Annotated in this window: 22 protein-coding genes; 6 read left to right on the top strand and 16 right to left on the bottom strand. The window is 50.8% G+C overall.

The window, feature by feature from the left end; genetic code table 11:
- Nucleotides 1–15 precede the first annotated feature (15 nt).
- On the bottom strand, nt 16–1,185 hold the full coding sequence (locus FJW00_RS09145; protein ID WP_140923748.1) for a sensor histidine kinase: 1,170 nt from the start codon (nt 1,183–1,185) through the stop codon (nt 16–18).
- Nucleotides 1,182–1,877 carry a response regulator gene (locus FJW00_RS09140; RefSeq protein WP_140923746.1) on the bottom strand — a complete coding sequence of 232 codons (696 nt, stop codon included), beginning with the start codon at nt 1,875–1,877 and terminating at the stop codon, nt 1,182–1,184. Before FJW00_RS09140 ends, FJW00_RS09145 begins: the two co-directional genes overlap by 4 nt.
- A 129-nt stretch (nt 1,878–2,006) precedes the next feature.
- On the opposite strand from FJW00_RS09140, the gene FJW00_RS09135 reads away from it, so the two are divergent.
- Nucleotides 2,007–2,795, top strand: a complete 789-nt coding sequence (locus FJW00_RS09135) for a MipA/OmpV family protein (protein WP_140923744.1) — start codon at nt 2,007–2,009, stop codon at nt 2,793–2,795.
- A 210-nt stretch (nt 2,796–3,005) separates the two neighbouring features.
- Here the strand turns inward: FJW00_RS09135 and FJW00_RS09130 are convergent, their stop codons facing one another.
- The gene (locus FJW00_RS09130; protein WP_140923742.1) at nt 3,006–3,887 is read right to left on the bottom strand and encodes an ROK family protein; all 882 of its coding nucleotides are present in this window, start codon (nt 3,885–3,887) and stop codon (nt 3,006–3,008) included.
- A 316-nt stretch (nt 3,888–4,203) separates the two neighbouring features.
- On the opposite strand from FJW00_RS09130, the gene FJW00_RS09125 reads away from it, so the two are divergent.
- Together FJW00_RS09125 and FJW00_RS09120 are read left to right on the top strand one after the other, a co-directional pair.
- Nucleotides 4,204–5,028, top strand: coding sequence for a transcriptional regulator (locus FJW00_RS09125; protein ID WP_140923740.1), 825 nt, complete (start codon nt 4,204–4,206; stop codon nt 5,026–5,028).
- Nucleotides 5,025–5,522 carry a FidL-like protein gene (locus tag FJW00_RS09120; RefSeq protein WP_009093200.1) on the top strand — a complete coding sequence of 166 codons (498 nt, stop codon included), beginning with the start codon at nt 5,025–5,027 and terminating at the stop codon, nt 5,520–5,522. Before FJW00_RS09125 ends, FJW00_RS09120 begins: the two co-directional genes overlap by 4 nt.
- Nucleotides 5,523–5,617: 95 nt before the next feature.
- Here FJW00_RS09120 and FJW00_RS09115 read toward each other — a convergent pair whose 3' ends face one another.
- The 13 genes from FJW00_RS09115 to FJW00_RS09055 all read right to left on the bottom strand — a co-directional run bounded on the left by FJW00_RS09115 (nt 5,618) and on the right by FJW00_RS09055 (nt 20,102).
- The gene (locus FJW00_RS09115; protein ID WP_140923738.1) at nt 5,618–6,091 is read right to left on the bottom strand and encodes a YqeJ family protein; all 474 of its coding nucleotides are present in this window, start codon (nt 6,089–6,091) and stop codon (nt 5,618–5,620) included.
- Nucleotides 6,084–6,959 carry a winged helix-turn-helix domain-containing protein gene (locus FJW00_RS09110; RefSeq protein WP_140923736.1) on the bottom strand — a complete coding sequence of 292 codons (876 nt, stop codon included), beginning with the start codon at nt 6,957–6,959 and terminating at the stop codon, nt 6,084–6,086. Before FJW00_RS09110 ends, FJW00_RS09115 begins: the two co-directional genes overlap by 8 nt.
- Nucleotides 6,960–7,156: 197 nt before the next feature.
- The gene (locus tag FJW00_RS09105; protein ID WP_009093197.1) at nt 7,157–7,495 is read right to left on the bottom strand and encodes a hypothetical protein; all 339 of its coding nucleotides are present in this window, start codon (nt 7,493–7,495) and stop codon (nt 7,157–7,159) included.
- A gap of 646 nt (nt 7,496–8,141) precedes the next feature.
- Nucleotides 8,142–8,579: a DcrB-related protein gene (locus FJW00_RS09100; RefSeq protein WP_058957534.1), complete on the bottom strand. Its 438-nt coding sequence runs from the start codon at nt 8,577–8,579 to the stop codon at nt 8,142–8,144.
- A 48-nt stretch (nt 8,580–8,627) separates the two neighbouring features.
- Nucleotides 8,628–10,790, bottom strand: a complete 2,163-nt coding sequence (locus FJW00_RS09095; protein ID WP_140923734.1) for a peptidase domain-containing ABC transporter — start codon at nt 10,788–10,790, stop codon at nt 8,628–8,630.
- A gap of 24 nt (nt 10,791–10,814) precedes the next feature.
- Nucleotides 10,815–12,074, bottom strand: coding sequence for an HlyD family secretion protein (locus FJW00_RS09090; RefSeq protein WP_140923732.1), 1,260 nt, complete (start codon nt 12,072–12,074; stop codon nt 10,815–10,817).
- A 14-nt stretch (nt 12,075–12,088) separates the two neighbouring features.
- Nucleotides 12,089–13,408 (bottom strand): TolC family outer membrane protein, encoded by a 1,320-nt coding sequence (locus FJW00_RS09085; protein WP_009093192.1) that lies wholly within the window; start codon nt 13,406–13,408, stop codon nt 12,089–12,091.
- 22 nt (nt 13,409–13,430) lie between these two features.
- Entirely contained in the window at nt 13,431–13,991 is a 561-nt protein-coding gene (locus tag FJW00_RS09080; protein ID WP_050544673.1) for a LuxR C-terminal-related transcriptional regulator, read from the bottom strand.
- A gap of 89 nt (nt 13,992–14,080) precedes the next feature.
- The gene (locus tag FJW00_RS09075) at nt 14,081–14,818 is read right to left on the bottom strand and encodes a fimbria/pilus periplasmic chaperone (RefSeq protein WP_033736879.1); all 738 of its coding nucleotides are present in this window, start codon (nt 14,816–14,818) and stop codon (nt 14,081–14,083) included.
- Complete coding sequence (locus FJW00_RS09070) at nt 14,784–16,127, bottom strand: fimbrial protein (protein WP_140923727.1); 1,344 nt, start codon at nt 16,125–16,127, stop codon at nt 14,784–14,786. The genes FJW00_RS09075 and FJW00_RS09070 overlap by 35 nt, the downstream gene beginning before the upstream one ends.
- Before the next feature lie 8 nt (nt 16,128–16,135).
- Nucleotides 16,136–18,721, bottom strand: coding sequence for a fimbrial outer membrane usher protein (locus FJW00_RS09065; RefSeq protein WP_140923725.1), 2,586 nt, complete (start codon nt 18,719–18,721; stop codon nt 16,136–16,138).
- Nucleotides 18,699–19,496 carry a fimbrial biogenesis chaperone gene (locus FJW00_RS09060; protein WP_140923723.1) on the bottom strand — a complete coding sequence of 266 codons (798 nt, stop codon included), beginning with the start codon at nt 19,494–19,496 and terminating at the stop codon, nt 18,699–18,701. The genes FJW00_RS09065 and FJW00_RS09060 overlap by 23 nt, the downstream gene beginning before the upstream one ends.
- 54 nt (nt 19,497–19,550) lie before the next feature.
- Nucleotides 19,551–20,102 (bottom strand): fimbrial protein, encoded by a 552-nt coding sequence (locus tag FJW00_RS09055; protein WP_058957525.1) that lies wholly within the window; start codon nt 20,100–20,102, stop codon nt 19,551–19,553.
- 1,535 nt (nt 20,103–21,637) lie between these two features.
- Here FJW00_RS09055 and FJW00_RS09050 point away from each other — a divergent pair.
- From FJW00_RS09050 to FJW00_RS09040, 3 genes are all read left to right on the top strand, one after another.
- A complete protein-coding gene (locus tag FJW00_RS09050) occupies nt 21,638–22,168 on the top strand; it encodes a helix-turn-helix domain-containing protein (RefSeq protein WP_009093185.1) in 531 nt (176 codons plus the stop codon).
- A gap of 35 nt (nt 22,169–22,203) precedes the next feature.
- Nucleotides 22,204–22,839, top strand: coding sequence for a helix-turn-helix transcriptional regulator (locus FJW00_RS09045; protein ID WP_140923721.1), 636 nt, complete (start codon nt 22,204–22,206; stop codon nt 22,837–22,839).
- Between the two features lie 147 nt (nt 22,840–22,986).
- The gene (locus FJW00_RS09040) at nt 22,987–23,232 is read left to right on the top strand and encodes a putative hemolysin (RefSeq protein ID WP_336794733.1); all 246 of its coding nucleotides are present in this window, start codon (nt 22,987–22,989) and stop codon (nt 23,230–23,232) included.
- The last annotated feature ends 204 nt before the right edge of the window (nt 23,233–23,436 follow it).

Raw genomic sequence — 23,436 nt, 5'->3', positions numbered from 1 at the left:
TCAAGTCAGAACAATTTATCGATCCGGGAGTGTTATCCGAATCAGCAGGCCGCCGTCGGCGGGTAGCGAGGCGGTGATCGTCCCGCCGTGCGCGTCGACAATGGCTTTGGCAATGGACAATCCCAGTCCGCTGCCGCCGGAGTGGCGGGCGCGTGAGGAGTCGGCGCGGGTAAAGCGGTCAAACAGCTGTGGCAGGAAGTCCGGATCCACGCCCTGACCGTAATCACGAAAGGTCAGTATCGTGGCCCGGGCGTCCCGGCTGGCGGAAATGAGCAGCACACCGCCGTCCGCCGCGTAGCGCAGCGCATTTTCGCAGAGGATGGTCACCACCTGCCCCAGCCGGAACGCATCGGCGCAGAGCAGCAGGTTGTCAGGGGCTTTCACGCGGAGGGTCAGGCCTGCCTGCTCTGCCTGCGGCAGCAGCCAGCCGGTGCGCTCGCGCAGCAGCTCTGCGGGGTTAAAGCACTCCGGGTTCAGCGTAAGCTGCCCCGCATCCGCCAGTGACAGCAGATGCAGTTCGTCAGTCAGCCGGCTCAGTTGTGTCAGCTGCTTCATGATCATCGCCAGCTGCTGAGGGTCGGCCGGGAAAACGCCATCCAGAATGCCCTGCAGACGGCCCATCGCCGCCGTCAATGGAGAGCGCAGTTCATGCGCCATCGCGACGTGAGAGGCGCGCAGCTCGCGCTCGTAACGCGCCAGCTGCTGTGTCATCTGATTAAAGTCTTCGGTAAAGCGCACCAGCTCCTGCGGAGCCGCGTCAACGACCGCCGCCGGGCGGCCAAACTCCCCCTGCGACACCGCACGCGCCGCCGTTGCCAGCTGGCTGAACTGTGCGGAGAGCGGACGCGCAAAGCGCAGCGCGATCAGCACCATAAGCGGAATGGTGACCACGACCAGAAGGATGACGGTCAGCCAGTCAGAGGAGGCCAGCGACGGATCGGAAAAATTGATGCCCCAGTATTGATCGACTATCTGATGGAAGCGCGCCGGATCGCTGGCGGGATGCTGGCGCAGCCGGGTGAACTCCTCCACCAGCGCGGGGGGCATCCGGTGGTAGACCCAGACCGCCTGCACCGCAAATCGCAGCCACATACAGAGGGCGATCAGCACTACGCTGCCTATCGCCAGCAACAGGACCCGGATGCAGATCCAGCGCCACAGTGAGGTGTGGGTTGCGTTCTTCATGGCTGTCTGAACCGGTAGCCGACGCTGCGCACCGCCGGCAGCACATCAGAGATGCCGGCGGCTTCCAGTTTGCGGCGCAGGTTGTAGACATGGGTATCGACTACGCGCTCCAGCGCATCACTTTCCGGCAGGCAGTGCTCCAGCAGAAACAGGCGGGTAAAGGGTCGCGTCGGAGCGCGCATCAGCGTGACCAGCAGGGAAAACTCGGTGGGCGTCAGATCGAGCCGGTGTGGGGCGGCGCTGTCACCCTCCACGACCGCGGTGAGCGCCTCGGGATCGACCGTTAAACCGGCCCAGCGCAGGACCCCGGCCGCGGCCGCGGCCGGCTGGCTGCGGCGCAGAACGGCCTGCACGCGCGCCACCACTTCACCGGGATGGTAGGGTTTTACCACATAGTCATCGGCCCCATAGCGCAGCGCACCGATGCGATCGGGCGCGTCACCCATCGCCGTGACCATGATCACCGGGGTATCGTCACGCCGCCGCAGCGCTGCCAGCACCTCGGTGCCGTTCATGCCGGGCAGCATGATATCGAGCAGGATCAGATCGGGCTGCCAGCGTCTGGCCGCCTCCAGCCCGCCCGGTCCGTCACCGGCTATCGTAACCGCATAGTTTTCACGTTTCAGGTAAGCCTCAAGGACGCCCGCTGCATCCGCGTCATCTTCAATAATCAGTACACGTTTTTCCTGCATTTCCGGACCACCTTGACTGTTTCTTCATAAATCCCTGGCCGTTCATTGATACGCGCCTCGCATACTCACCTCCGGTGACGCGGTACTGACTCCCCAGCTCCGCACCGGATGTGATAATGAGGAAACGTGATGATAACCGGAAAAATAACGCTTCACATGGTCTGTTTGTCGCTGGGTTTCAGTGCCGCCGCCGCGATGGCCGAAGAGAGTCCCACGCCGCCTCCCAGCATGACGCTGGGCATTGCGGGCATCAACGCACCGCGCTACAGCGGCGCAAAGAGGAATCACTGGCAGGTGATGCCGGTGATTCAGGCGCGCGACGGGGCGTTTTTTCTCGATTCGCAAAAAGGTATCGGTTATGACCTGCAGGCGGATAACGGACTTTACCTTGAGCATACGCTGGGCTACGGGCTGGGCCGCTCAGACCGGAATTCCTCCTGGCGTGACGGGGATGACCGGCTGCGGGGAATGGGAAATATCGACGCGACGGTCAATACCGCGCTGGCGCTGGGCTGGTCTGTAACGCCGTGGCTGGTGCTGGAGGGTAAAGCGACGCTGCCATTGAGTGACAGCCAGGGTGTGCAGTACCGGACGTCGGTCACCCTGATCCCCTGGCAGACCGCGGACGATACCCTGGCGCTGCAGGTGGCCGGTCTGTTCGGTGACGGACGCTACATGAACACCTGGTACGGGGTGAACAGCCAGCAGAGTGCGCGCAGCGGGTTTGCACGGTATAACGCTTCGGGGGGATTCTACGGAACGGATGCCAGTCTGACCTGGAGTCATCAGCTGACCCCTGCCTGGGCAGCCAGCGTCACGGGTGATTACAGCTGGCTCGATAAATCTGCCTCCGACAGTCCCCTTGTCGCACGGCATGACGGTGCCGGGGTTACGCTGGCCCTCAGCTATACCTTCTGAGCTACGTGGGAATAAGCGGGATGCGCAGTCACCGTGCTCTGCTTGTCGCGCTCATCCTGTTGTATCTGCTGGTCTTTACCCTGACCGGTATAGCACTCAGCCTGTTTGATGCGCCGGAGTTGAGCCGACGCGACAGGGAGGCGACAGAGAGGGTTGAGCGCCTCCCTTATCCTGACGCTGCCTGCGGGCCAGATGACCCTGACCGGTCAGCTAATTTTTCTGTGGCTGGCGCTGGAGGAAATTCCATGTTGCGCCCAGCATGCCGGAGTCATTGCCATAGGTGGCCGCATCAATGCGAATATCAATCTGATACTTTGCCAGTTGCTCAGAGAGTTCTTCAAGGAACGGTTCCCGCGCCGTGATGCCGCCGCCGATAAATATCATCTGCGGATCAAAGACGCTGAAGAGGTTATATAAACAGGCCGCAAGATCCTGGTAGAATTTTTCCACCACCTGCTGTGCCGTTTTTTCCTGGCGATCGCAGGCGTCAAACACATCTTTGCCACTGACGTCATCGACAGGCCGATCGGTGAGCTGACTGTAATTCTCCCGCAGCGCGGTCATGGTACAGCTCTGGCTCATGGTGTGGCGTTCAATGTCGCTGCTGGTGGGGCGTGAGGTCAGCAGACAGCCAAACTCACCTGCCCGGTTCCGGCCACCGCGAATCAGCGCACCGTTGCAGAAAGCGGCTCCGCCCATCCCGGTTCCGATGGTCAGCATCAGGAAATCGTTCAGTTTTTTCGCTTTGCCCAGCCAGTATTCCGCCAGCAGGGCACAGTGCGCGTCGTTTTCCACCGTGGCAGGCAGGGCGGTTTTCTCCGTCAGCCACTGGCTCAGATGAAACCCGTCAAAGTCACGGATGGTGCCGCCCATCTCAATAAAGCCTTTATCGGGGTCGATATAGCCTGGCGTACTCACGGCGATACCTTCACAGCCGGGATTCTTCTCCAGCCAGCCCACTATTTCTTCCAGAATTTTGTCCCGCGCGTTGTGGGAAATGTCGGCGCTCTCCTGCGTCAGAATGTTTCCCCGATCGTCCACCACGCCCATTTTTAAAGAGGTACCGCCAATATCAAAAGCTGCAATATTCATCAACGTTCTCTGAAATGATGTTGGTGCGATTAATTGTAGTGTCGAAATAAAACCGCAGGCGGCCGGGCAGCCCTAATTTTGTCAGGAAAGGTACAGATTTATAAAGCTGCCGGAACAGGGCGCCATGAGCGAAGCGTTAATAACGGGAGGTGCTGCTATTAAGTAAGCGGTGCGGAGAATAGTGAACATTCCGGCGGCGATGTTTCTGTTAAGCGAATGTTTTCGGTATTAATTTACCGGATTAACCCTGCCTGGTGCTTCTTCCATTCAGCTGAATTATACTGTCGGCAATGAGCGCAAATTCAGTGATTTCTTAATGATTTACATTATCGATGACCAGATTACGTATAATTCAGATGACTGTACGCTGAGCCATATACCTACTCAGGAGTCGCTGAGCCTGAGTATCTCTTCCGGCCGGTTGTTTGAGCAGCTGCTGAATTCTGGTGGAGAAATCCTGTCGCGTGACACCTTACTGACAGAGGTGTGGGACCGGTATGGCCTGCGCGGCTCTAACAGTAATCTGAATCAGTATCTGAGTATTCTGCGCAGGGCGCTTGCGGCCTATGGTTGCCAGAATCTGATAATGACCCTGCCGAAGATTGGCATCCGACTGAATCCGGAGATCAGGATTGTCCGGCAAACGGCTCAGCCGGTGGCGGTGTCTGATATCGCGCCGGAGCCGGTAGCGGGCACAGACTCCGAGGTGCCGCCGGATAACGTCACCGCGCCGGAACCCTCTCTGGCTCCGGTGGCAAAGCCGATGCGCAGGACCCGACAACTGAGTGTGGCCCTGATTCTTCTGGCGATATTCATCGTTGCCTTCAGCTTTTACATCTTCATCCATCCTGCGCAGAAGAACAGCGGGCTGACCACTGTGCCACTGGCGGGCGGCTGTGAAGCGGTACTGCTGAAAGGCCTGGATGTGGTAGAGCGCGAGTCTATTGATCAACAGATACTGCAGATGCTCCGGGAGAATAATCAATCATGCAGCGCCGGGCGACGGATCTATTTCGATAAAAACACGGCGTTCACCACCACGAACTACGGCAGAACGATGCTGTCAGCCTGTAATCTTGATGAGCGTGGGCACATCATTTCCTGTGACAACGTTTATTATCTCGACTGGAGAATGAATTGAAACGCAGCGCCACTCTTACGCTGACGGCAGCGCTGGCCATATTGCTGCTGGTTACCTTTGCAGCCATCAATTTTTATCGTCATCAGGAAACTGATTTGCCGTTCCGATGCTCGGCGTTCAGCCGCTACGATCTCAGTCGTCAGGAAGGGAAGAAAGTCGAGTTTGCGGTGTCGCAGGATTTGCGTTTTATTGATGCGCACTCGGGTTATCTGTTACTCAACGGGCAGGTCACGCTGGGAGATAAGGTCACCACGCTCAATCGCCGTATTGCACTGAGCGAGGGGGGAAAAATAGAGAGCGATACTTATCGCTATAAAATTAAATCGATTATCACCTCAACCAACGATACGACCCCGGATGCGGTATTCAATCTGCTGCTGGCGGAGATCACGCTGGATCCGACCTACCTGCAGCTGGATGTGCGCCAGGTGGATCAGCAGGCCTACCTGATTAGCGGGCCGCTCTCCTATCTGTTTACCTGCAAGCGTTACTGAATGAAGGCAGGCCTCTGCAGGGGCCTGTTAAGCGTTGAAAGCGGACGTTAGGCTTTGAGTGTATCCGCTCTTCCCTGCATCGGACTAAGAGGTTGTTAACCTGATATCGAATTGCAGATATAGGTCGGGATAAAGTTGACCATAAAAAGAAAGTTTTTGTTCTTCTGCCTGATGATTCGCATATAAACTTCTTTCTCAGAGGCGATGAAAAACCGCGAGAGATACTGGCTGATCTCGTCATCACTGAGATTGTCATCCGGTAGCCTGATGTTTTTTTCAGCGGACATATAATAGATATCGCCATTGCGCTGCAGGCTGAAGGAGACTTTACGATTAAACACCTTTCCAGGATTCATTTCTGAATAACCGGTGATATGGGCTAACGCAAAGTTATCGCGAATCATATAGTTGAGTGACAGATGATAAATGTCGTCACTGTAATGTTCTACTAAGTTTGCAACACAGTTAAAACTTTCTGTGGGACGGCGCTGAAGATAGGGGTAAGCCAGAAAAGCCGCCTCCATTAAAATTACGATACCCGTTAGTACGATAAGCGTTTTTTTAATCACCCGGATTCAATCCTCTGAAATGATATTCTGAAATGCACTGATTTTTCTGGCTCATCGGTTTATTGCAGCGAATGACTGAGGTTCTGGGCAGGAGCGCATAATGCGTCACATAGACCCAGGGATAATGGCTGCAGCTACTTTTCAATTTTTCAACCAGAGAAAGCGTTTTCTTTTTCTCCTCTGAACGGGCATCTTTGTCGGCAATATAAACCCGGCATCCATTGATATCTGCCAGAAAAGGGTACTCATCAAAATGGACGCGGGGCGCATCTGATGCGCTGTGAGTTTTCAGAATTACCATCAGCAGAATCAGTGCGACCAGGCTCATGGTCCAGAGTAAAACCGCTGGCAGGAAAGATTTCAGCGGTGCTCCCGACTCCTGCCGGGCAGCGTGCGCCACCAGCCGCTCGCTCGGTTCAGTATCCGCTGAGGGTGGCAGGCTCATCTCATCATAAGGTTCTTCCGCAAAAGTATCTTCATCTCTGGAGTGTGTGTTTACCTGACTGCCATCAACGTGCGTTTCACTACTGCGTTTCTTTATATCTGTTCCACTGGCCAGTGTCAGACCGACGCGTGGGATTGTTACGACAGGATCTTCCGCCAGCCCGACCTTTTTTAAACCCTTCCGCAGAATAGAAATATTCTGATAAAAGGTATTGGGAGAAACCAGCATCCCATTTTTCTCCCAGACAATCTCCATAAACTCCTGCTGCGTAATAATCGTGTCATTTCGTGTGATTAATAATAAGAGGCAGCGGCCTGCCGGAGAATTGAGGACTACACATTTTTCTGGATCGTTCAGATTACGCAATGTACTGGCCGCAGGATGAAACTCAATAAATCCATTAATGATGTAGTGATTATGCATCAGGCTAAACTCAGCAGAAAAATCTGAGTCTAGCTTTTTTACCCCCTTATTGTTACCTCCAATCTGTGCGACATTTTAAGATTCCATTTTCATTTGGGAATTTTTATAGGGTCAGCGTCACAACGCAGCCCGCTTTTACCGGACATAAAAAAAGGTGCAGAATGTTCTGCACCTTGTCAAAGCCAGTCATATAAGCATCAGATCAAGCGGCTTGCCGCATTATCCTGGAAGGTGCCGTTGAAAGCGTTAGTGATAAACTGATTGACCAGTGCATATACTGACTCTGAATCATTCCAGCCCATAATTGCACCGGCGACAGCACCCGCCGCGGCACCGATCATGCCTGCACCCAACATACCCACCAGCTGGCCAATGGCACCAATGCCGAGGATACCGCCACCGTCGCCACCGTGCATGCCGCCGATGGTGGCACCCGCAGCGTAGCCTGCCGCTGCCAGCAGAACGCTGCTGGTGAGTGATTCCCATAAGCCCGCACCCGATACGGCATCAATTTCCATCATGCTTAAATCGCGCATTATTATTTCCTCAGATTAATTTTAAAGTTAAGCCATGTCTTATCTTCTCATTTGAGAAGTTAAAATATGACTTTTCATAGGCTGTTTCAAAATGACGGCAGTGACATGCTGTCTTGTTTCAAAACAGGTAAAGCAGGCATTTTTTATTACAGCATGCCTTTCTGAATTATTATCCTGTGCTACATGGATAACCTATCAGGATTACACATTCAATATTCTGACGATAAAGTGAATGGCTTAGCGCTTCTCTTTTTATCTCTTGTCCGATTAATTTTGCTGCGGCGTTATGCCGTTATGCTTCAGTCAGGAAATGAGCTGGCACGGGTTTGTCAGCGACTTTACGCCCGTTGAGTGATTCCCGATGATGACGACGACCGCAACATCCCTTGCAGATATCAGCAGAACGCGGTTGAAGCATTCCTCCTGAATATTCAGCGGTGCAAACGTCAGCTTCCGTGATACTGAAATCACGCACGGTCACTTCCTGACCCTGTCACTGATGGCAGGTGGTGTTATTAATGTTAATTTTCGGCGTTAATTATGCATTTAACCTGAAGCCTCTTAAATAGAATTACTTCTATTTTTAATTTCTTTCAGCTTTTGTGTTTGTATCTGGTATGGCCATTTTAAAATCCGTGTTAATACCTCAGGTGTTGTTAAGCGTAAATGACTTTACGCAATGTGCCAGCCTGTGCATCTCATTCTTCATGGATACTTCATCAGGGTAAATTGACGTGAAGTTGATCGTAACATTATCAGCCAGCAGACAGGCATAGGTTACCTGCCAGACTCGCTGACTGCCGCCCTGGCCGGTTATAAAGCTGTAAATCACCTGGAAAGTCTTCGTAAATGCATGGCCATCATTGACCTCTTCCATTTTTACCAGGTTGAACTGATTAAATATTTTTTCGGCATTACTGACCTGTAAGGCAATATTCTCGCCAAGGGTTTGTCCTTCAGCAAGCCGGTCGCGGTTGATGGTGATCTGCTGGCCGGTTCTGAATGCCACAACATTAATTGTCTGAGTTCTGACTTCTTCGTCAAATTTAAGCGTGCCTTCCAGGCAGATTAGACTGTTTTTCATATTCACTCCTTGGTTTCAGGGCTGGGCAGCACTTAACAGTGCCCTCTGTTAATTTATTTCCAGCGTCACCTGTGAGGCGTTCACTAAAGCTGCAAACTCTGCTTTGGTGATTTCGGTCACGCCATGGCGGTTGATTTGGATAATGCGGTCTGCGCTCATGATCGTTTCCGGCCGGTGTGCGATGATGACGCGGGTGATGCTCATGTGCTTTATCGCATCATTGATGGCACTCTCTCTGGCCACATCCAGATGACTGGTGGCCTCATCAAGGATAAGCAGGCGCGGCTGGCGGTAAAGCGCGCGGGCGAGGATGACACGCTGCACCTGCCCTCCGGAGAGAGACGAACCCATATCGCCCACCATGCTGTTGTAGCCCATAGGCATTGCCATAATGTCGCCATGTATCTGGGCGATACGTGCTGCCCACTCGACCCTGGCTTTATCCAGGCTGGCATCAAAGAAACTGATGTTGTCCATGATGGAGCCGGCAAACATCATATCGTTTTGCATCACGCTTCCGATTAGATCGCGGTAATGCGTCATTCCCAGTTTTGTATGGTCGATACCGTTAATGCTGATCATACCGGCGTTCGGTTTGAGCAGTCCGAGCAGCAATTTTGCCAGCGTCGTTTTACCCTGGCCGGAGGGGCCGATGATGGCGACAGATTCACCGGCCGCAATGCTCAGGCTGAAGTCAGAGAAGATCTCTTCGTCAGTGGCTGAATAACGGAAGGTCATGTCGCTGATATCCAGACGCACCGGCCCTGTTTCTTCCGCCAGCGCGATGTGGCTTTCCATATTCTGCTCTTTCTCCGTCAGGACAATATCGGAGAGACGTTCACCGTGTAAGCGGAGCATTTTGAATTCGATCAGCGCGTTGATCAGGCCCGCAGAGCGAGAGATAAACTGATCGGAGAACGAGATGAACGCCACCAGCATCCCGCTGGTAAAGTTACCGTCCAGTACCTGCGCCGCAGCCAGCCAGATCAGAACAATTTTGCCAACGCCGGAAATTGTCCCCTGCAGCGTGTTGAATCCAATCGAGAGTTTCTGCGTCGTAATCCCTTTGTTTGTCGACTCCACGGTTTCATTGGTATAAGTCGAAACGCGCAGATCCTGCTTATTGTTGAGCTTGATCGCCTGCACGCCACGGATCGATTCAAGCAGCTGTGACTGCACTACGGCGGAGGCCATCAGCTGATTCTCATTCGCCTGGCGAAAGGGTTCGAATGAGATCCAGCGAATCAGTGCATAAAGCAGGAACAGGCCAACGACCACACAGGTCAGGGTGGCGTTATAGGTGAAAATTACGCCGAGGGTAACCAGCGCCATAACCCCGTCGAAAACAGACGAGATAAAGCGGCCGGTTAGCGTGCTCTGAATATTGCCGATGGACCCGAAGCGCGAAAGAATGTCGCCAACATGACGTTCTTCAAAGTAACTGAGCGGTAATCCCAGCAGATGGGCGCACAGATTGGATGACCACTGTACGCTCAGCATGCTGGAGAACCAGGTCGTAACCCAGCTTCGCAGTGCTGAAATCAGGTTCTGAAACAGGGTGATGCAGATAAAGGCGACACCGAGCAGCGTCAGCAAATCACGGTCCGCAGAGACCAGCACCTGATCCATCACCCACTGCATGTAAAATGGCGTGATGATGCCAAAAAATTCCAGTGCCAGTGACAGTAAGGCCACCTGCACGAACGCAGAGCCAATTCCGGACACGTTACGGATCAGGCTCAGCATGGAAATCGATTTTTTCTCGTTTTTCTTCTCAAAGGTGGCGCCGGGATAAAGTTCCAGCGCGACGCCAGTGAATGAGGCGGAGACTTCATCCATCGGCACTTTGCGTATGCCACGCGCCGGGTCATGAATAATGAGCCTGTTTTTAGCGATGCCTTTCAGCACGACAAAGTGGTTCATCTCCCAGTGCAGAACGCAGGGCAGATTCAGTTTATCCAGTTCATCCAGTTCGAGGCGAACCGCACGACAGCCCATGCCTATGCTCTGTGCGAATGACATCACATTCGCCAGCGTGCTGCCTTTAAGGGAGGTCGGGAAGCGCTGGCGCAGCGAGACCATATCGGTGTGATGACCATAGTAGCCGGCAATCATGCCGATACAGGTCAGGCCACATTCAGCCGCCTGGGTCTGACGTAAAACGGGCAGTTTCTGGCGAAATGACAAATTCAGTTTGTGAAATAAATCCATAGGTAACCTGATAAGATAATGAAATTATAAGGACGTCATTTTGCCCAATGCGTTTAATGGCTCCAGAACCCACTCGTAGAGGCGTCGTTTATCGACGATAAAGTCTGCCTCCAGCGCACTGCCCGCATGCAAGCTGCTCTGCCTGCCGTAGGCCTGCACCGTCTGCTTATCCAGCGCCACTTTCACCTGATACATCGACTCTTTCACCTGACCATCGCCGGTCAGGCTGGCGACTTCCTGCGGTGACAGGGCCGACTTTGAAATTTCCAGCACGGTGCCGTATTGCTGGCCAAACTTCTGCCATGGGAAAGGTTGATAGCGCAGCACGACACGCTGGCCTGGCCGGATAAAGCCGATGGCGCGGCTGCTGAGCATAATCCTTGCCTGCAAACGCGCATTATCCGGCAGCATCATCGCCACGGTCTGACCCGACGTGACGATCTGTCCCGGTTTGACCAGCACGGCACTGACGGTGCCGTTTTCCGGCGCATGCAGCTCAATCGAACGACGGGATTCGTTTTCCATGATCGACTGCGTAATCCCGGAAAGCTTTTGCTGTAACTCGTTTTTTTGCTGGTTATAAGAGAGGGGTTGCTCACGCAGCTGCTGCCGCGCCTGAGCCAGTTGCTGGCGGATATCAATACGCTGACGTGCGACATCCTGTAAACGCACGCTGGCATCAAGCAACTCATTCTGCTGCTGTTCTACCTGCGTATTGGAGGCGTAGCCCTCTTTGCGCATGGCGCTCATTTTATTGAGCTGTGTTCTGGACAGCTGAATCTGCTGGGTGCGCTGGCGAAAAATGGTCTCCAGTTCAGCCGATTGCTGGCCGAGTAAACTGACCTTTTCCTCAAGAGATTTCAGCGTTTCGGTGTGCAGTTGCTCAAGATTGATCAGCTGATTTTTCAGCCCTGCTTGCTGAAACTCCAGCTGGGCCGCGATCGCCTCCCGTGTCTGGCCATAGCGTGTTGAAATTTCCGATGAGACGGTGGCGATCAGGCTGCCCTTTTGCAGGCTCTCACCTTCACGGGCGGGCAGAGCGATAACCGTGCCGGTGCTCATCGCTGTAATCGTCATCATGCCGTTTTCCGGTACCAGTACACCCTGCGCACTTTCACGTTTGGTGTAAGTGCCAAAGATGCAAAAGGCGATCATGACGGCAACCAGCAGTCCGATCAGCGTGATGACAACCCAGCGGAAAGGGGGGCAATACAACGCAACAGAGCCCAGGACTTTAGTTTTCTTAGCATCCAGCGCTTCCTGGCGAAATAAGTCGTTATTCATCTATTCGATTCCCGTTATGCCGCGCCACAGCTGAAACTTTTCATCGCGGCGTAGTCGAGCGAGCCAGTGGCCGCTTTTAATTTGACGATTGACTGGATGAGCGCGTTCTGCGCCTGTGCCAGATCCTGCACGGCCTGGAAATAATCCTTTTCTGCATTGAATTCATCGATCAGGGTGCGCTGACCGATTTCGCGGCCATAACGGGTGGCACTCAGGCGTTTGTCTGCTGAGGCGATTGCGCGTTGACAGGCTTTAATCCGGGACTGGCTGTTATGCACACCGGACGCCGCCTGAATGGCCTGCTGTTCCGCTTTGCGTCTGGCATCGGTGATCAGCTCTTTGCTCTGTTCGAAACGGTGCGCCGCTTCCAGACTTTGTGAGACAGGGCCACCCCCGCCAAACAGGGGGATCGAAACATTAACGCTAATCTGGGTGTTATCAGTTTTAGAGGTGGTGCCAAAAAGCGTGTCAAGATAGTTGCCGTTTTCTGCCCGACTCCAGTTCTTGCCGTACCCAGCCTGCAGGGTGACGACCGGCATATGACTGGAGGTGGCGGACAGAATGTCTGTCTCACTGGCTTTGTGCGTCTGAATAGCGGCAAGTACGTCGAGGTTGTTAGCAGCGGCATCGCGTTTCAGTTGTTCAGGAACGAGCCTGTCGGGAAAGCGCACACAGCGCATGCTGCTGTCTGGGATGCTCCGGGGATCCCTGCCAGTAAGCTGACGGAAAGCAAGACTGGCATCGTTCAGATCGTTTTCTGCCACCAGTTCGTCTGCCACGGCTTTATCATAGTTGGCCTGTGCTTCAGCTAAATCGAGCCGGGTGCCGTCGCCTATTTCCAGCGCTTTTTGTGTCTGTTTAAGCCGTGCACTGAAGGCAGCAAGAATGCGATGACTGGTTTCCAGCACGCTGCGTTGATAAAGCACGTCGTAATAAGCCGTGGTGACACTGGCGATCATTTTCTGCTGTGCAATAAGCAGATTGACATCGGCCAGATTGCTAATCACCACGCTTCTGCGCCAGGTGGCATACTTTGCCATATCAAAAACGGGCTGTGTCAGATTGACGCTATAATTGTGGCGGGTGACACCGGCAGAATAGGCCGCATCCGGCTGATCCGTTTTAACCCAGGCACCGTCAATGGAGATTGCCGGCAGTAATCCCGCAAAGCCCTGATATTTTTTCTGCCCGTCGGCATCATGTTCACTGCGGGCAGCGTTCATTTCTGCATTATAACTGTTTGCAGCCATCAGCGACTCCTGAAGTGACAGCGCACCGGCCTGACCGGACAGCAATAATCCTCCCGCCAGCGGGAATAAAAATTTTTTCAGCATGAGATTCCGAAATTAATACGAATTAAAAAAATGCGTTCTGGTGCAGAAAGCGCAATAGCTCTGTTTCATTTCTCAGATGTAACTTATTCATGGCGTTTCTTTTTTGTGTTGAAATAGTACTCATTGCGCGACATTTTTTAGACGCTATTTCTGACAGCGAATAACCCTCCTGAATCAGATTGATGACCTCCCACTCCTTGGGTGTTAAATCTGTGCACTCCTCCTGAAAATGTTCATGCACAGAGCGGGAAATATAGGTTTCTGCTGACGATGCAGGCATGATGCTTCTGAGTGCGTTGACCAGCTCCTGCGGGGTATCCTGCAGACTGAGCATGATGTTTACACCCGCATCAAGCATCTTTTTCAGCAGCACAGACCGCATGTTCTGAGTAAAACAAACAGTAATGATGTTTTCATTGCCACACAGTACGCTGAGCACCTTTTTGATTTCTGTCTCCCGGAACGATCCATCAAACAGACAGGCGGAATTGATAATAATCACGTCGATGCGATTTTCTTCTGCGGCCTTCAGTAAACTTTTTACATCAGGAAAATGGTGCAGATCAAATTGCGTGTTATTCATTTCCTGCCGGAGGAACGAGGTAATTAAATCGTATGACATATGATACTTATGAAAATAGGTCATATTTATTGTTTTGTGTGTAGTGTCTTTCACTGGCTGCTCAACTCTCTTTTATAAGGTATATGCTTGCCGTAATCATCGATTACTGTCCAGTTCAGGGTGTGATCGGCACTTATCTCTTTTACCGCAAGGGTGAGAGACGAAAAGGGTGCAATCATCTCTGCTTTCAGCGGTGTTCTTCCGAGCGTGATACTCCCTAATGTCATGTAATAGGGTGTTGGATTGTTCACGGTCAGTTGTGCATGTTTAGTTTGTGTCTGGCCGAGGATAAACCGTAATTTTTCACCGACATCTTCTTCCGGCTCCTTTAAACCGGTCGGGCGGATAAATACTTTTAAACGGATGCGCAGCGGCAAAATTACTTTCTTCTCCAGCGCCGACTTCTGGGCAGTATTTGGTGGAATCTGATAAATGTTCAGCCAGTACAGACGCTCGCGGTCTGCAGGCATCCCTTTGCGGGAAATGAGCATGACACGCAGGTTGCGCGATTCACCGGGGGCCAGTTTAAATAGTGGCGGCACGACGACAAGGGGTGTACTGATGCGATCGGGCGGACTGAGAGGATCGTCATCATCGCTCCAGACCTGTACCAGTGCCGGGGATCTGACAGAATTCACCACGGTAAGTGACTCCGCCACGCTCTTTTCATTGAACACCAGCCGGCTCTGGGTGCTGTTAACTACCGCGCTGGCCGGGCCAGCACTAAGAGTCAGCGCGCTGGCTAATAGCAGGCTACTGCAGACTGACAAGAATCTGTGCCTGCGCATTGACCGATCCTCCCTGTGCGGTTTGTCCCGGAAGTTGCTCAAGGGACGCCGTAAAAACACCGGCATAGGATTTATCGCCTTTAAGCGATAACCCGGTTTTACTCAGCAGTTCCGTAAATCCGTACCAGCCCGCTTCTGAACCTGTGCCCGTTATTGCATTACTGGACAACAGGTTTAACGCCCTGCTTCCAGCATAGATGCGGATGCCAACACCCTTTGCAACGCCTTGTGTGCCGTAGTTATTGTCGAGTAAATGGCTGATGCCCCCGGCACTCGTTTTCAGCCCGAGGGCATCAGCCTGAGCCAGTGCCGTCGGTTGTGTCACCAGAAAACCCATCGCGACTGGCGGTTTTGAATCGCTGGATTCAGTACCTGAAACGGCCCCTTTTTCGCAATTAATCTCCACGCTGAAGGTATTGCTACTGGTCATGCCATTACTCAAGTCATTGGCGCTGATGGTCGGCAGGGTTACAACCTGGTCAAAATCCCCAACGAGACAATTCTTTCCCTGTATGACAGTGGTGTTACCGCCGCGCATACTCCAGACTGCTGAGGCATACCCAGAGCTGGGTGGATAGGCAACTTCACCTGTTTTATTGATATTGTTTATAAAGGGTGTTCTGATCGCTATATATCCCTGCGGAACGGTTATTTGCCCGAAAGCATTTCGCGTAGGGAGGCCGAAATCGTCGTCACTTTTGATCAGTTCGAAAGTCGCGCTACTGAACGATGATGCCGGGATATAAATATGTGAACCTACAGTAATGTAATCATCAGCGGTCAGTTTTCGCTCCTGCCATTCACTCTTGTAATAGAGTCCGGTTTTCAGGTTAGTTATGCGATAGGCGATATGCTGTGCCGGTGTCCGGTATCCCCCCTCAACATCACTCACGGCTTTACCACCATACTCTGCCCCATATGAGGCAGCCAGGGCATAAATTTCATACAAGCTGTCCGCGTCGGACAGTGCACATTTATAGACAATCTGATTGGCTTGATAGGCGACATTCAATCCTTTCGTCAGAAATGGCATGTCAGCAGAGGCCAGCACGGTTCCGGCTGGCGCAAGTGAATCCGCGCCAGTTCCGATACTGATTGCCCCAAAGTCAAGCTTCGCACTTATGGCATCCCCTGTGCCCGTACCCCATGACTTTGCAATATAGCCCCGATTCACCACTTCCTGCGGCAGTTCGTTAAACCGATCACCCGCCTTAGTTATCTTGTGACAAATCGCCTGTGCCGCGGGCGTACACACTATGAAAGCGGATGCGAGCAGCCAGATTTTGAGGCGGCTATGTGCTGTTTTCATCTTCTTCCTCACTGAATACAGGTGCCGTTTAAATGAACAAAGCTGGCATCCTCAATTTTTTTAGAGGGCAGCTGATAGTTGATCCGGCAGGTGTTACTGCTCCCCCAACTGACAAACAACGTGCCAGAGGCGTTGGGAAGACGGGCGTAAATCTGCCCGTTCTGGCCTGCCATCCCAAGGCTGTTGCCCTGGCTGTCTTTAACTTCTGCACCCATCGGAACAGGCGTGCCGTCAGCCTGCGAGGCGAGAATCAGTGCCGGCGTACCCGTCAGGGTCTTAAAGGCTATTTTGGGTACGCCACCATGCACCGGCACCACGCGCACGTTACCGCCTTCGAGTTCAACATCCTGAGAGATTGAGCTGCCGTCGAGGCTGATGGTGTTATAACGGTAGGGAGCCAGCGATGGCATGATGGCGTAGCCAAAGGTATCGATCCTGGCACCCTGACCGTTGTTGATGCGCGCGCCGCTGGCACCTTTGGCTTCAATCAGTGCAAAGGTGTCGCTGGCGTAAGGACCATAGGTGATACCGCCCCCGTGGATGGCCAGCGTGCCCGATGTGCCCAGTCCAAGCTGGTGATAATCATCACTGCGGGCATAAGAGGCGCGAATGGCACCCAGGCGCGTCCGTTCCTGTACGTTCGTTCCCCAGCGCATCGCATGGCTTTTTCCCTGAGATACATCACGGTATTTGTCGTAACTGGAATAGAGGGCGTAAGTAAAATCGCTCTCCTGGCCCGCGGAACCCGACAGGGTGGTCATTGCCGATGAAGTCGTTTTATCTCTGGTCATATCCAGAGAGACGGTGGAACGGCTATCACGCCAGTCCAGCGGAAGGGAAAAACCCAATGAGATGACGTTTTCTGTGTATTTCTGATAGCGGTTAGCATCGTAATCGCTGTCGTAAACGCTATAGACGTCTTTGCTGTTCCAGCTGGAGCGTTGCCGGCTGAGGTTAAGGTTGTAACTTACTTTCTTCCACATATTGTTGTATGAAAGCTGCATCTCTGAGATACGTGAGCGATTGTGATAGTAGTCAGTGCTGCTGCCGCTCAAAGACAGGGTACCGTAGTCACCCATGTACTGACTTACCGTCGCAGAGAAGCGATTTCGCTGTCTGAGCGTATCGGAGTAGTAGTCCGCCCCACCATTCTGCTGACGACGAACGCCCAGTACATCTTCCAGATCGCGATAACCGGAAGTCGAGTAACGATAGGCTGCCAGCACCAGGTTCGTTCTGGTGGGGAAACTCTTGCTGTACGATGCCTCTGCACGCCAGCCGCTTCTGGTGATGTCGTTTTCTACCCTCGCATGTGACCAGGTGGTGTTGAGTGACAGCGCGCCAACTGGAGAGGCGTAGACGCCACCGGCCAGTAAAGCCTGATATCCATTTGCGAAGCGCGCCCCGGTATTGGTGGTAAGACTGTTACTGAGACCATACTGCAAAACGGCCTCAGTAAAGGTGTTCTGGACGGAGTAAAAGTTCCTCACCTTCCCGGCGGCAAACTGATAACTCAGATTACCCGGCCGCATTGAGCTCGGCACTGCGGCATAAGGCACAGTGAAAAAGGATGATTTGCCGTCAGCCTCGACGATTTGTACTTTCAGGTCGCCCTGACTCTTGGTGTTATATAAGTCGTCAATAATAAATGGGCCTGGCGGGACCTGAGTTTCATAGATTACGTTACCGGCCTGGCTTATCAGCACACGGGCGTTGCTGGTAGCGACGCCCCGGACTTCCGGCGCATATCCGCGACGTGCCTGAGGCCACATACGCTGGTCGGTCGCGATCTTCACGCCGTTGAAGGACATTGAACCAAACATCGTGCTGTCAGTGTAGGCATCACCGACCACCAGTTCGCTGGAAAGAGAGGGCAGGGGACGCTGTACCCAGGTGCGTACAGCATTCCATTTGTACTGATCGGTGCTGACGCTGCTGTTCATATAGCGGAGGTTGGCCTGATGACGTAACTGCCACATGCCCAGGTTACCCCCTGCGTTGATCATGCTCCAGAGATAGCTGGAGTGCGTGTCGCGCAAAATATTGCGGGTAAAGCTGGAGCTATGACGCAAAAAAAGCAATGGAGCTCCCGCATTCCATTCAGAGGTCGGGATGTAATCGCGTGGCTGGCGGTTCAGCAGAATCTGCGGGATCAGAAAATCAAGTGTCAGCGTGGACTGGCGGATATTCCAGTTACCCTGACTGCTGATCTCTGACAGAAACAGACACTGCGATTCAGCCGCTTCTTTCAGGCCGGTCTTCAGCTGCAACAGTTTGACCATGTCGGCATCAATACAGGGTTGCGCACTTTTATCGGCGGCATCCTTCCTGCGAAAATTCACCGCCACCTGACTTTTTATTATTATGCCATTCAGGCTGATATCCAGAAGCTGTTGACCTTCAGGAATAGTGATCTGCTTTTCGTTAAATTGCTTAAGGTCTACGCCTTCCTCAAAACCGGATCCTGCCAGCAAACGACTATCAAAATGGTATTCTTCGGCATGAGCAGTCTGTGTCAATAAAGCCGCTTTTACAACGCAACTGATTATAGCCAGACGAGGATCTGTTTTTTTATTTTTGAATTGGAAACTCATATGTCACCGTTGCCCCATAATCATTCACTAAGCCTATTTCTATTCCCTGGGCGCTTTTTGTTAATTTCTGTTCTGTTAATGGCACATCAACAGACGAAAACGGCGCGATCATCGGTGCAGTCTCTTTTGCGACTCTGTTTCTGACAACGACTTTGGTTAATGAAACGTAATAGGGTGAACTATTGGTGATGCGTACGCTGGGCGACGATACGTTACTGAATGTTAAATGTTCATAAATGTGATGAGCGCTGATTTTAAGGCCTTTTGGGCGGTAAAACAGTTTCAGTCTGTTCTTTAATAACAACATCATCTGATTACCTGTGTCACCAGAAACATTGCCTGGTGGGACCTGAAGAAAATTAAAATAAAAAACGGATTCACGATCCTGGGGTAATGAATTTGCACCCGTGAAGAAAATGCGCAGCACCTGACCATCTTTAGCGGCAATTCTGAATGTCGGTGGGGTGACGATGAACGGCGCTTTGCCGGTGGCTGGCGTAGATTCTTCGTCACCATTGTCCAACCATGCCTGGATTACGTACGGGAAAGCATCATTATTTTTCAGTTTTACATCGACCGATTTTTCGTCAGAGGGATAAATAATCCGAGATCCCGTCATAACAACGCTGGCGAATGCTGGCGGGTAAATAACAAGAGACAGAAGGAGTAATAGAATGGTACGCAATGATGAGTGAGTGATAAGCAATCGAGGCATAATAACCATCCGTTGAAATTTTACTACCAGACCCTGGATAAAGTAAGTCAGGCCATCCATGGCCTGATTAAATCCACTTATAGATTAAAAATATTTCGCATCCATGCTGATTTTTTATTTGTAGATGATGGCGTATTGCATTGTGGCTTCCACCGCACCGGCAACTGCGTCCTTTTCAACGGCGACATATTGCGCAGTATAGGTTGCAGAGGCATTTTTTACTCCGGCAGCAAGAGTCAGATGGCCCTGACCGGTAAAAGTACCCTCACCAAATGGAATAATTTTATTTTCTTTATTACTCACAATCTGAATTTCTACATTTTCCGCAGCACCTTCGGTTGCCAGGTTACCCAGATTACCCGCCTTAGTGACATTATTACCGCTAAGCTGGGTAGAGATTGTTGTGGCATCAGTATCACTTCCTGTACAGCCAGTAACACCAATTTCAAAAGTTGTCTTACCCGCGACATTACCATTTGATAACGCAGAGGTGCTGACAGTTGGCAGGAGCACCAGAGGTTTAGCGGTGTTACCATTGACTGTCACGGTACAGGTTTCTCCTGTGACCAATCCCTGGAACGTAATAGTATTGTTGGAGACCGCAAATGCCTGAGAAGCTAACAGTGCAGATACTACAGATGCGGTTAAAAAGGCGATTTTTTTCATGTTCAAATTCCCTATTGAAAGTTGGACTGCGTTGACGTGCTACAGACAGGACAAATAATCTTGTCCGACCACTTAAAGGTTAAGCCCGGAGGCAATCTGTTGCTTCTGAAGTAATCTTAATAAAGCTTAATTTAACTTCAGCGTGGCTGTATCATTCCCAAATGAGAAGGGTGCTGACATTCAGGGTTAATATTTTTGGCTTTTGTTAATAGGTGAAGATAATGTTAATTTGTATACATTTATACAGAGACGGCCTATTAAGCCATGTTTTCTGTGACCAGGGTGCGATAAAAACCTTCTGTAACAACATTTACCCTCTCAGGTACGTTAGCGCATCGGGACTTTCAACCCGATGGGGTGCTTTAACGCCTTTCCACACTATTTTTTAATCTGTCACGCTGTAGGTTTTATTTTTTACAGAGTTAACTATCAGTCACCTTCCCGGTCCTTCTGAATTCGTTGCAAAGACCAGTTAATGGATAATCTTCATTATTCGGCAGCACATTGCGTACTGCATGCTGAATCAATCTGCTCATCGCCTTTTCGTACAATAAAGCGGTGGAATCAGATGTGAAGTGAGAAAATTAAGGCGAGTAATGTTAAACGTCATCTCATAAGAGCACTGCTCAGAAGTCACAAGAGATTAACTTTTAACGCGAAACAGTGATGCCGATAGGCAGTCTATTGTGTCAGGGATTCACTTTCTCTCCCTGCAGGGACGCCTGTTAATATCCCGTTCAGGGCAATGAGACTAGCGGCGCCAGCTCTGCTTTAAAGGTGGTGGCTTCTGAGATCGCTGCTGGAATCAGGCTACTGGAATCAGCCAAAACATTATCATTTGTGCTGAGAAGTGAAACGCACCGAAAAGAGGTTCTGAGTGCATTGGATTTTAAAACTGAAAACCAAATATAAATCAGAACATAAATCTAAATGCATGGCGTTTTTTAATTTAAATCTCCTAATTGACATCGTTATGGTTTAATCATTTCCAGGGAGTGATGTTGAGTATTTTTAATTTTCCAGGAGAATTAACAATGATGCCAATGTGATTCTGACCTTTTCATTTATCGGCTTTCTTTATTGAAGTGCATACATTCATGTTAATACTGTATCTGTTTCATAACATGAAACTTCAAATGAATATGTTGGGTTCTCTTTTATAGAAAAAAGTTATAACAGTTTCAGTAAGTCACGGCATGATGGGTTAATATGCTAATTGAGTGACTTTAAAGCGGTGTAATGTATGGTTGCTGCGCCACTGTTTGGCGATGTACTCTCCCTTTTCGCATGTTTATGGTGTTGAGTTTCACAGTTCCTGTTTTACTATAGTCAAGCCAATTACGTATTTTATCCGATATCAGAAGTGTGAACTGGAAGATTGTCGTACACCAGGCGAAAAAGAAGATTATAAAAACCAGCTTTACTAATTTTGCTACTAATCACTAACCTGTGTTAGTTAGATTGAGTTGATTATTATGTATAGAGTGACTGAAAATCATGAACGAATCATTGATGCACTAGCAGGATATACGCAGGTGGCTAATCCGGATGAGATCTCGCGCGGAAAACGCCGTTACCACCTGACGAAAGATAATGTGCGTCGGGTTATGTTTATTCTTGATGGCGATTTTTTGCTCAAGCTCAAAAGTGAAAATAAAGTGCTTAACATTGTCTCTGCTCCTTTTGTTGTTGGTGTCACACCGGCACTGGATGAGCCACCGGTTTATCTGGAGAGAATAGATTACGGCAAAGTTAGTTTCATTGATTATGATGTGTTCTGGCGGCTGATTTTTGAGAAAGATCTTTTCAACGATGCCATGTCCGTTCTTTCAGGACAGTATTCAGATCTGATGGATTACATCCAGCTGCCTAAGAGCAACTCTTACGATGAGGTTATTTCTTTAATCGGACGCTGGGAAAAACTACCGGCTCATCTGAAGAAACGTTTCTCTGCCCTGTATCTGATTGAAAATAGTTCGCACCTTTCCAAAAGTTCAATTTGCAGAGTACTTAAAGAGCTTAAAGAGAAAGGCGAGCTTGTGCTGGTTAACGGGAAGTTTACCTGAATTTATGGAGGTTTTTGAGATGCCTGAGGAGAAAAATGGATCTTAAAGTCATTTGTACAGAAGAGAATTATTTCTTCAGGATAGGCATCTCAAAAGTGATTGAGGGCGCATTGTTAACTGAAGCTAATGTGGAGTTTTTGTCGGGTTTTGACAGCCACAATCTCAGGCAGGCTGATTTTATCCTGATCAATGTTTCGCAATGGCGTTTATATATGTGTCAACCTGCGTACCGGGATCGGAAGCCCGGTAGCATTATCATGGTTTTTGTTAATCAGACTGACGATATTATGACAGAGCAGCTTCCGGTCTGTTATCGCTCTCTGGTTGTTATTTCACGACTTGATTCTGTTCGTACGATATCTCAGAAAGTCATCTGTTCCTGGCTGGCCTTTCAGGACAGGATGCACGCTTTTTTGCCAGCGGATTGTCTGCATTGTGAGTTCGCTCGCATAACAGTGGTGCAGTTACAGGTGCTCAGCCTTTTAAAAAAAGGTTACAGCGTCAGACAGACGGCGAAACGTCTGGATCTGTCAGAAAAAACCATCTATGCGCACAAATATAATGTGATGCGAAAATTCGCCTTGCGGGGTGATATGGAATTTAACGCGTTTATTAACGATCTCTCTCTACTGGAGCTTTACAGAGGAGTCATAAACTCTGTTGAGGTTTAATTGTTCCGGATCGATTGACGGGTAGCAGGGCAGACGATTCTCTGCTGCCGCAGGGTCACAGTAAACGACTGACGACAGGGCAGCTGTCGATCAGAGTGGTACCCTTTCAATCCCTATTTTGAATACGTTATTCCCGAGGCTTTCATCATGCGTATAAAACAGATGTCCGGCATTTCAGTGATGCTGCTGGCTTTGCAACTTACAGCCTGTACTCCACACGCTCAGCAACCGCAGCGTATGATAATGCGTAATCCTGCCAGCGTCTGGTGCCTTCAGCGTGGCGGCCAGGAAGTAAAAGGAATATCTCCGGCAGACAGTACCCTTTACTGTCTGCTGCCGTCTGGCGAGCGTATTGAGCAATGGGCACTGTATCACCGCGACCACCCGCAGTAATTTCAGACCTCGCCTGAATAGAGTTATCTTTTTGATTCAGGCGAAGGCTTCCCGAGCTAATATTTTATGTTTACCCCCACTGTCACGAAAAGGTATTTCTTTTTACCTTACATAAAACAGGTCTGTCTTCAGACAGCATCTGGTTTTTTCTTATCCATATGTGTCTGTTTGCTTTTATTTTTAGTCAGCTATTCAATCTAAAGC

The organism is Pantoea anthophila (assembly GCF_006494375.1).
Taxonomy (GTDB): Bacteria; Pseudomonadota; Gammaproteobacteria; order Enterobacterales; family Enterobacteriaceae; genus Pantoea; species Pantoea anthophila.
Note: the sequence above shows the minus strand (reverse complement) of the source record. Positions and strands in the feature narration are given on the sequence as shown.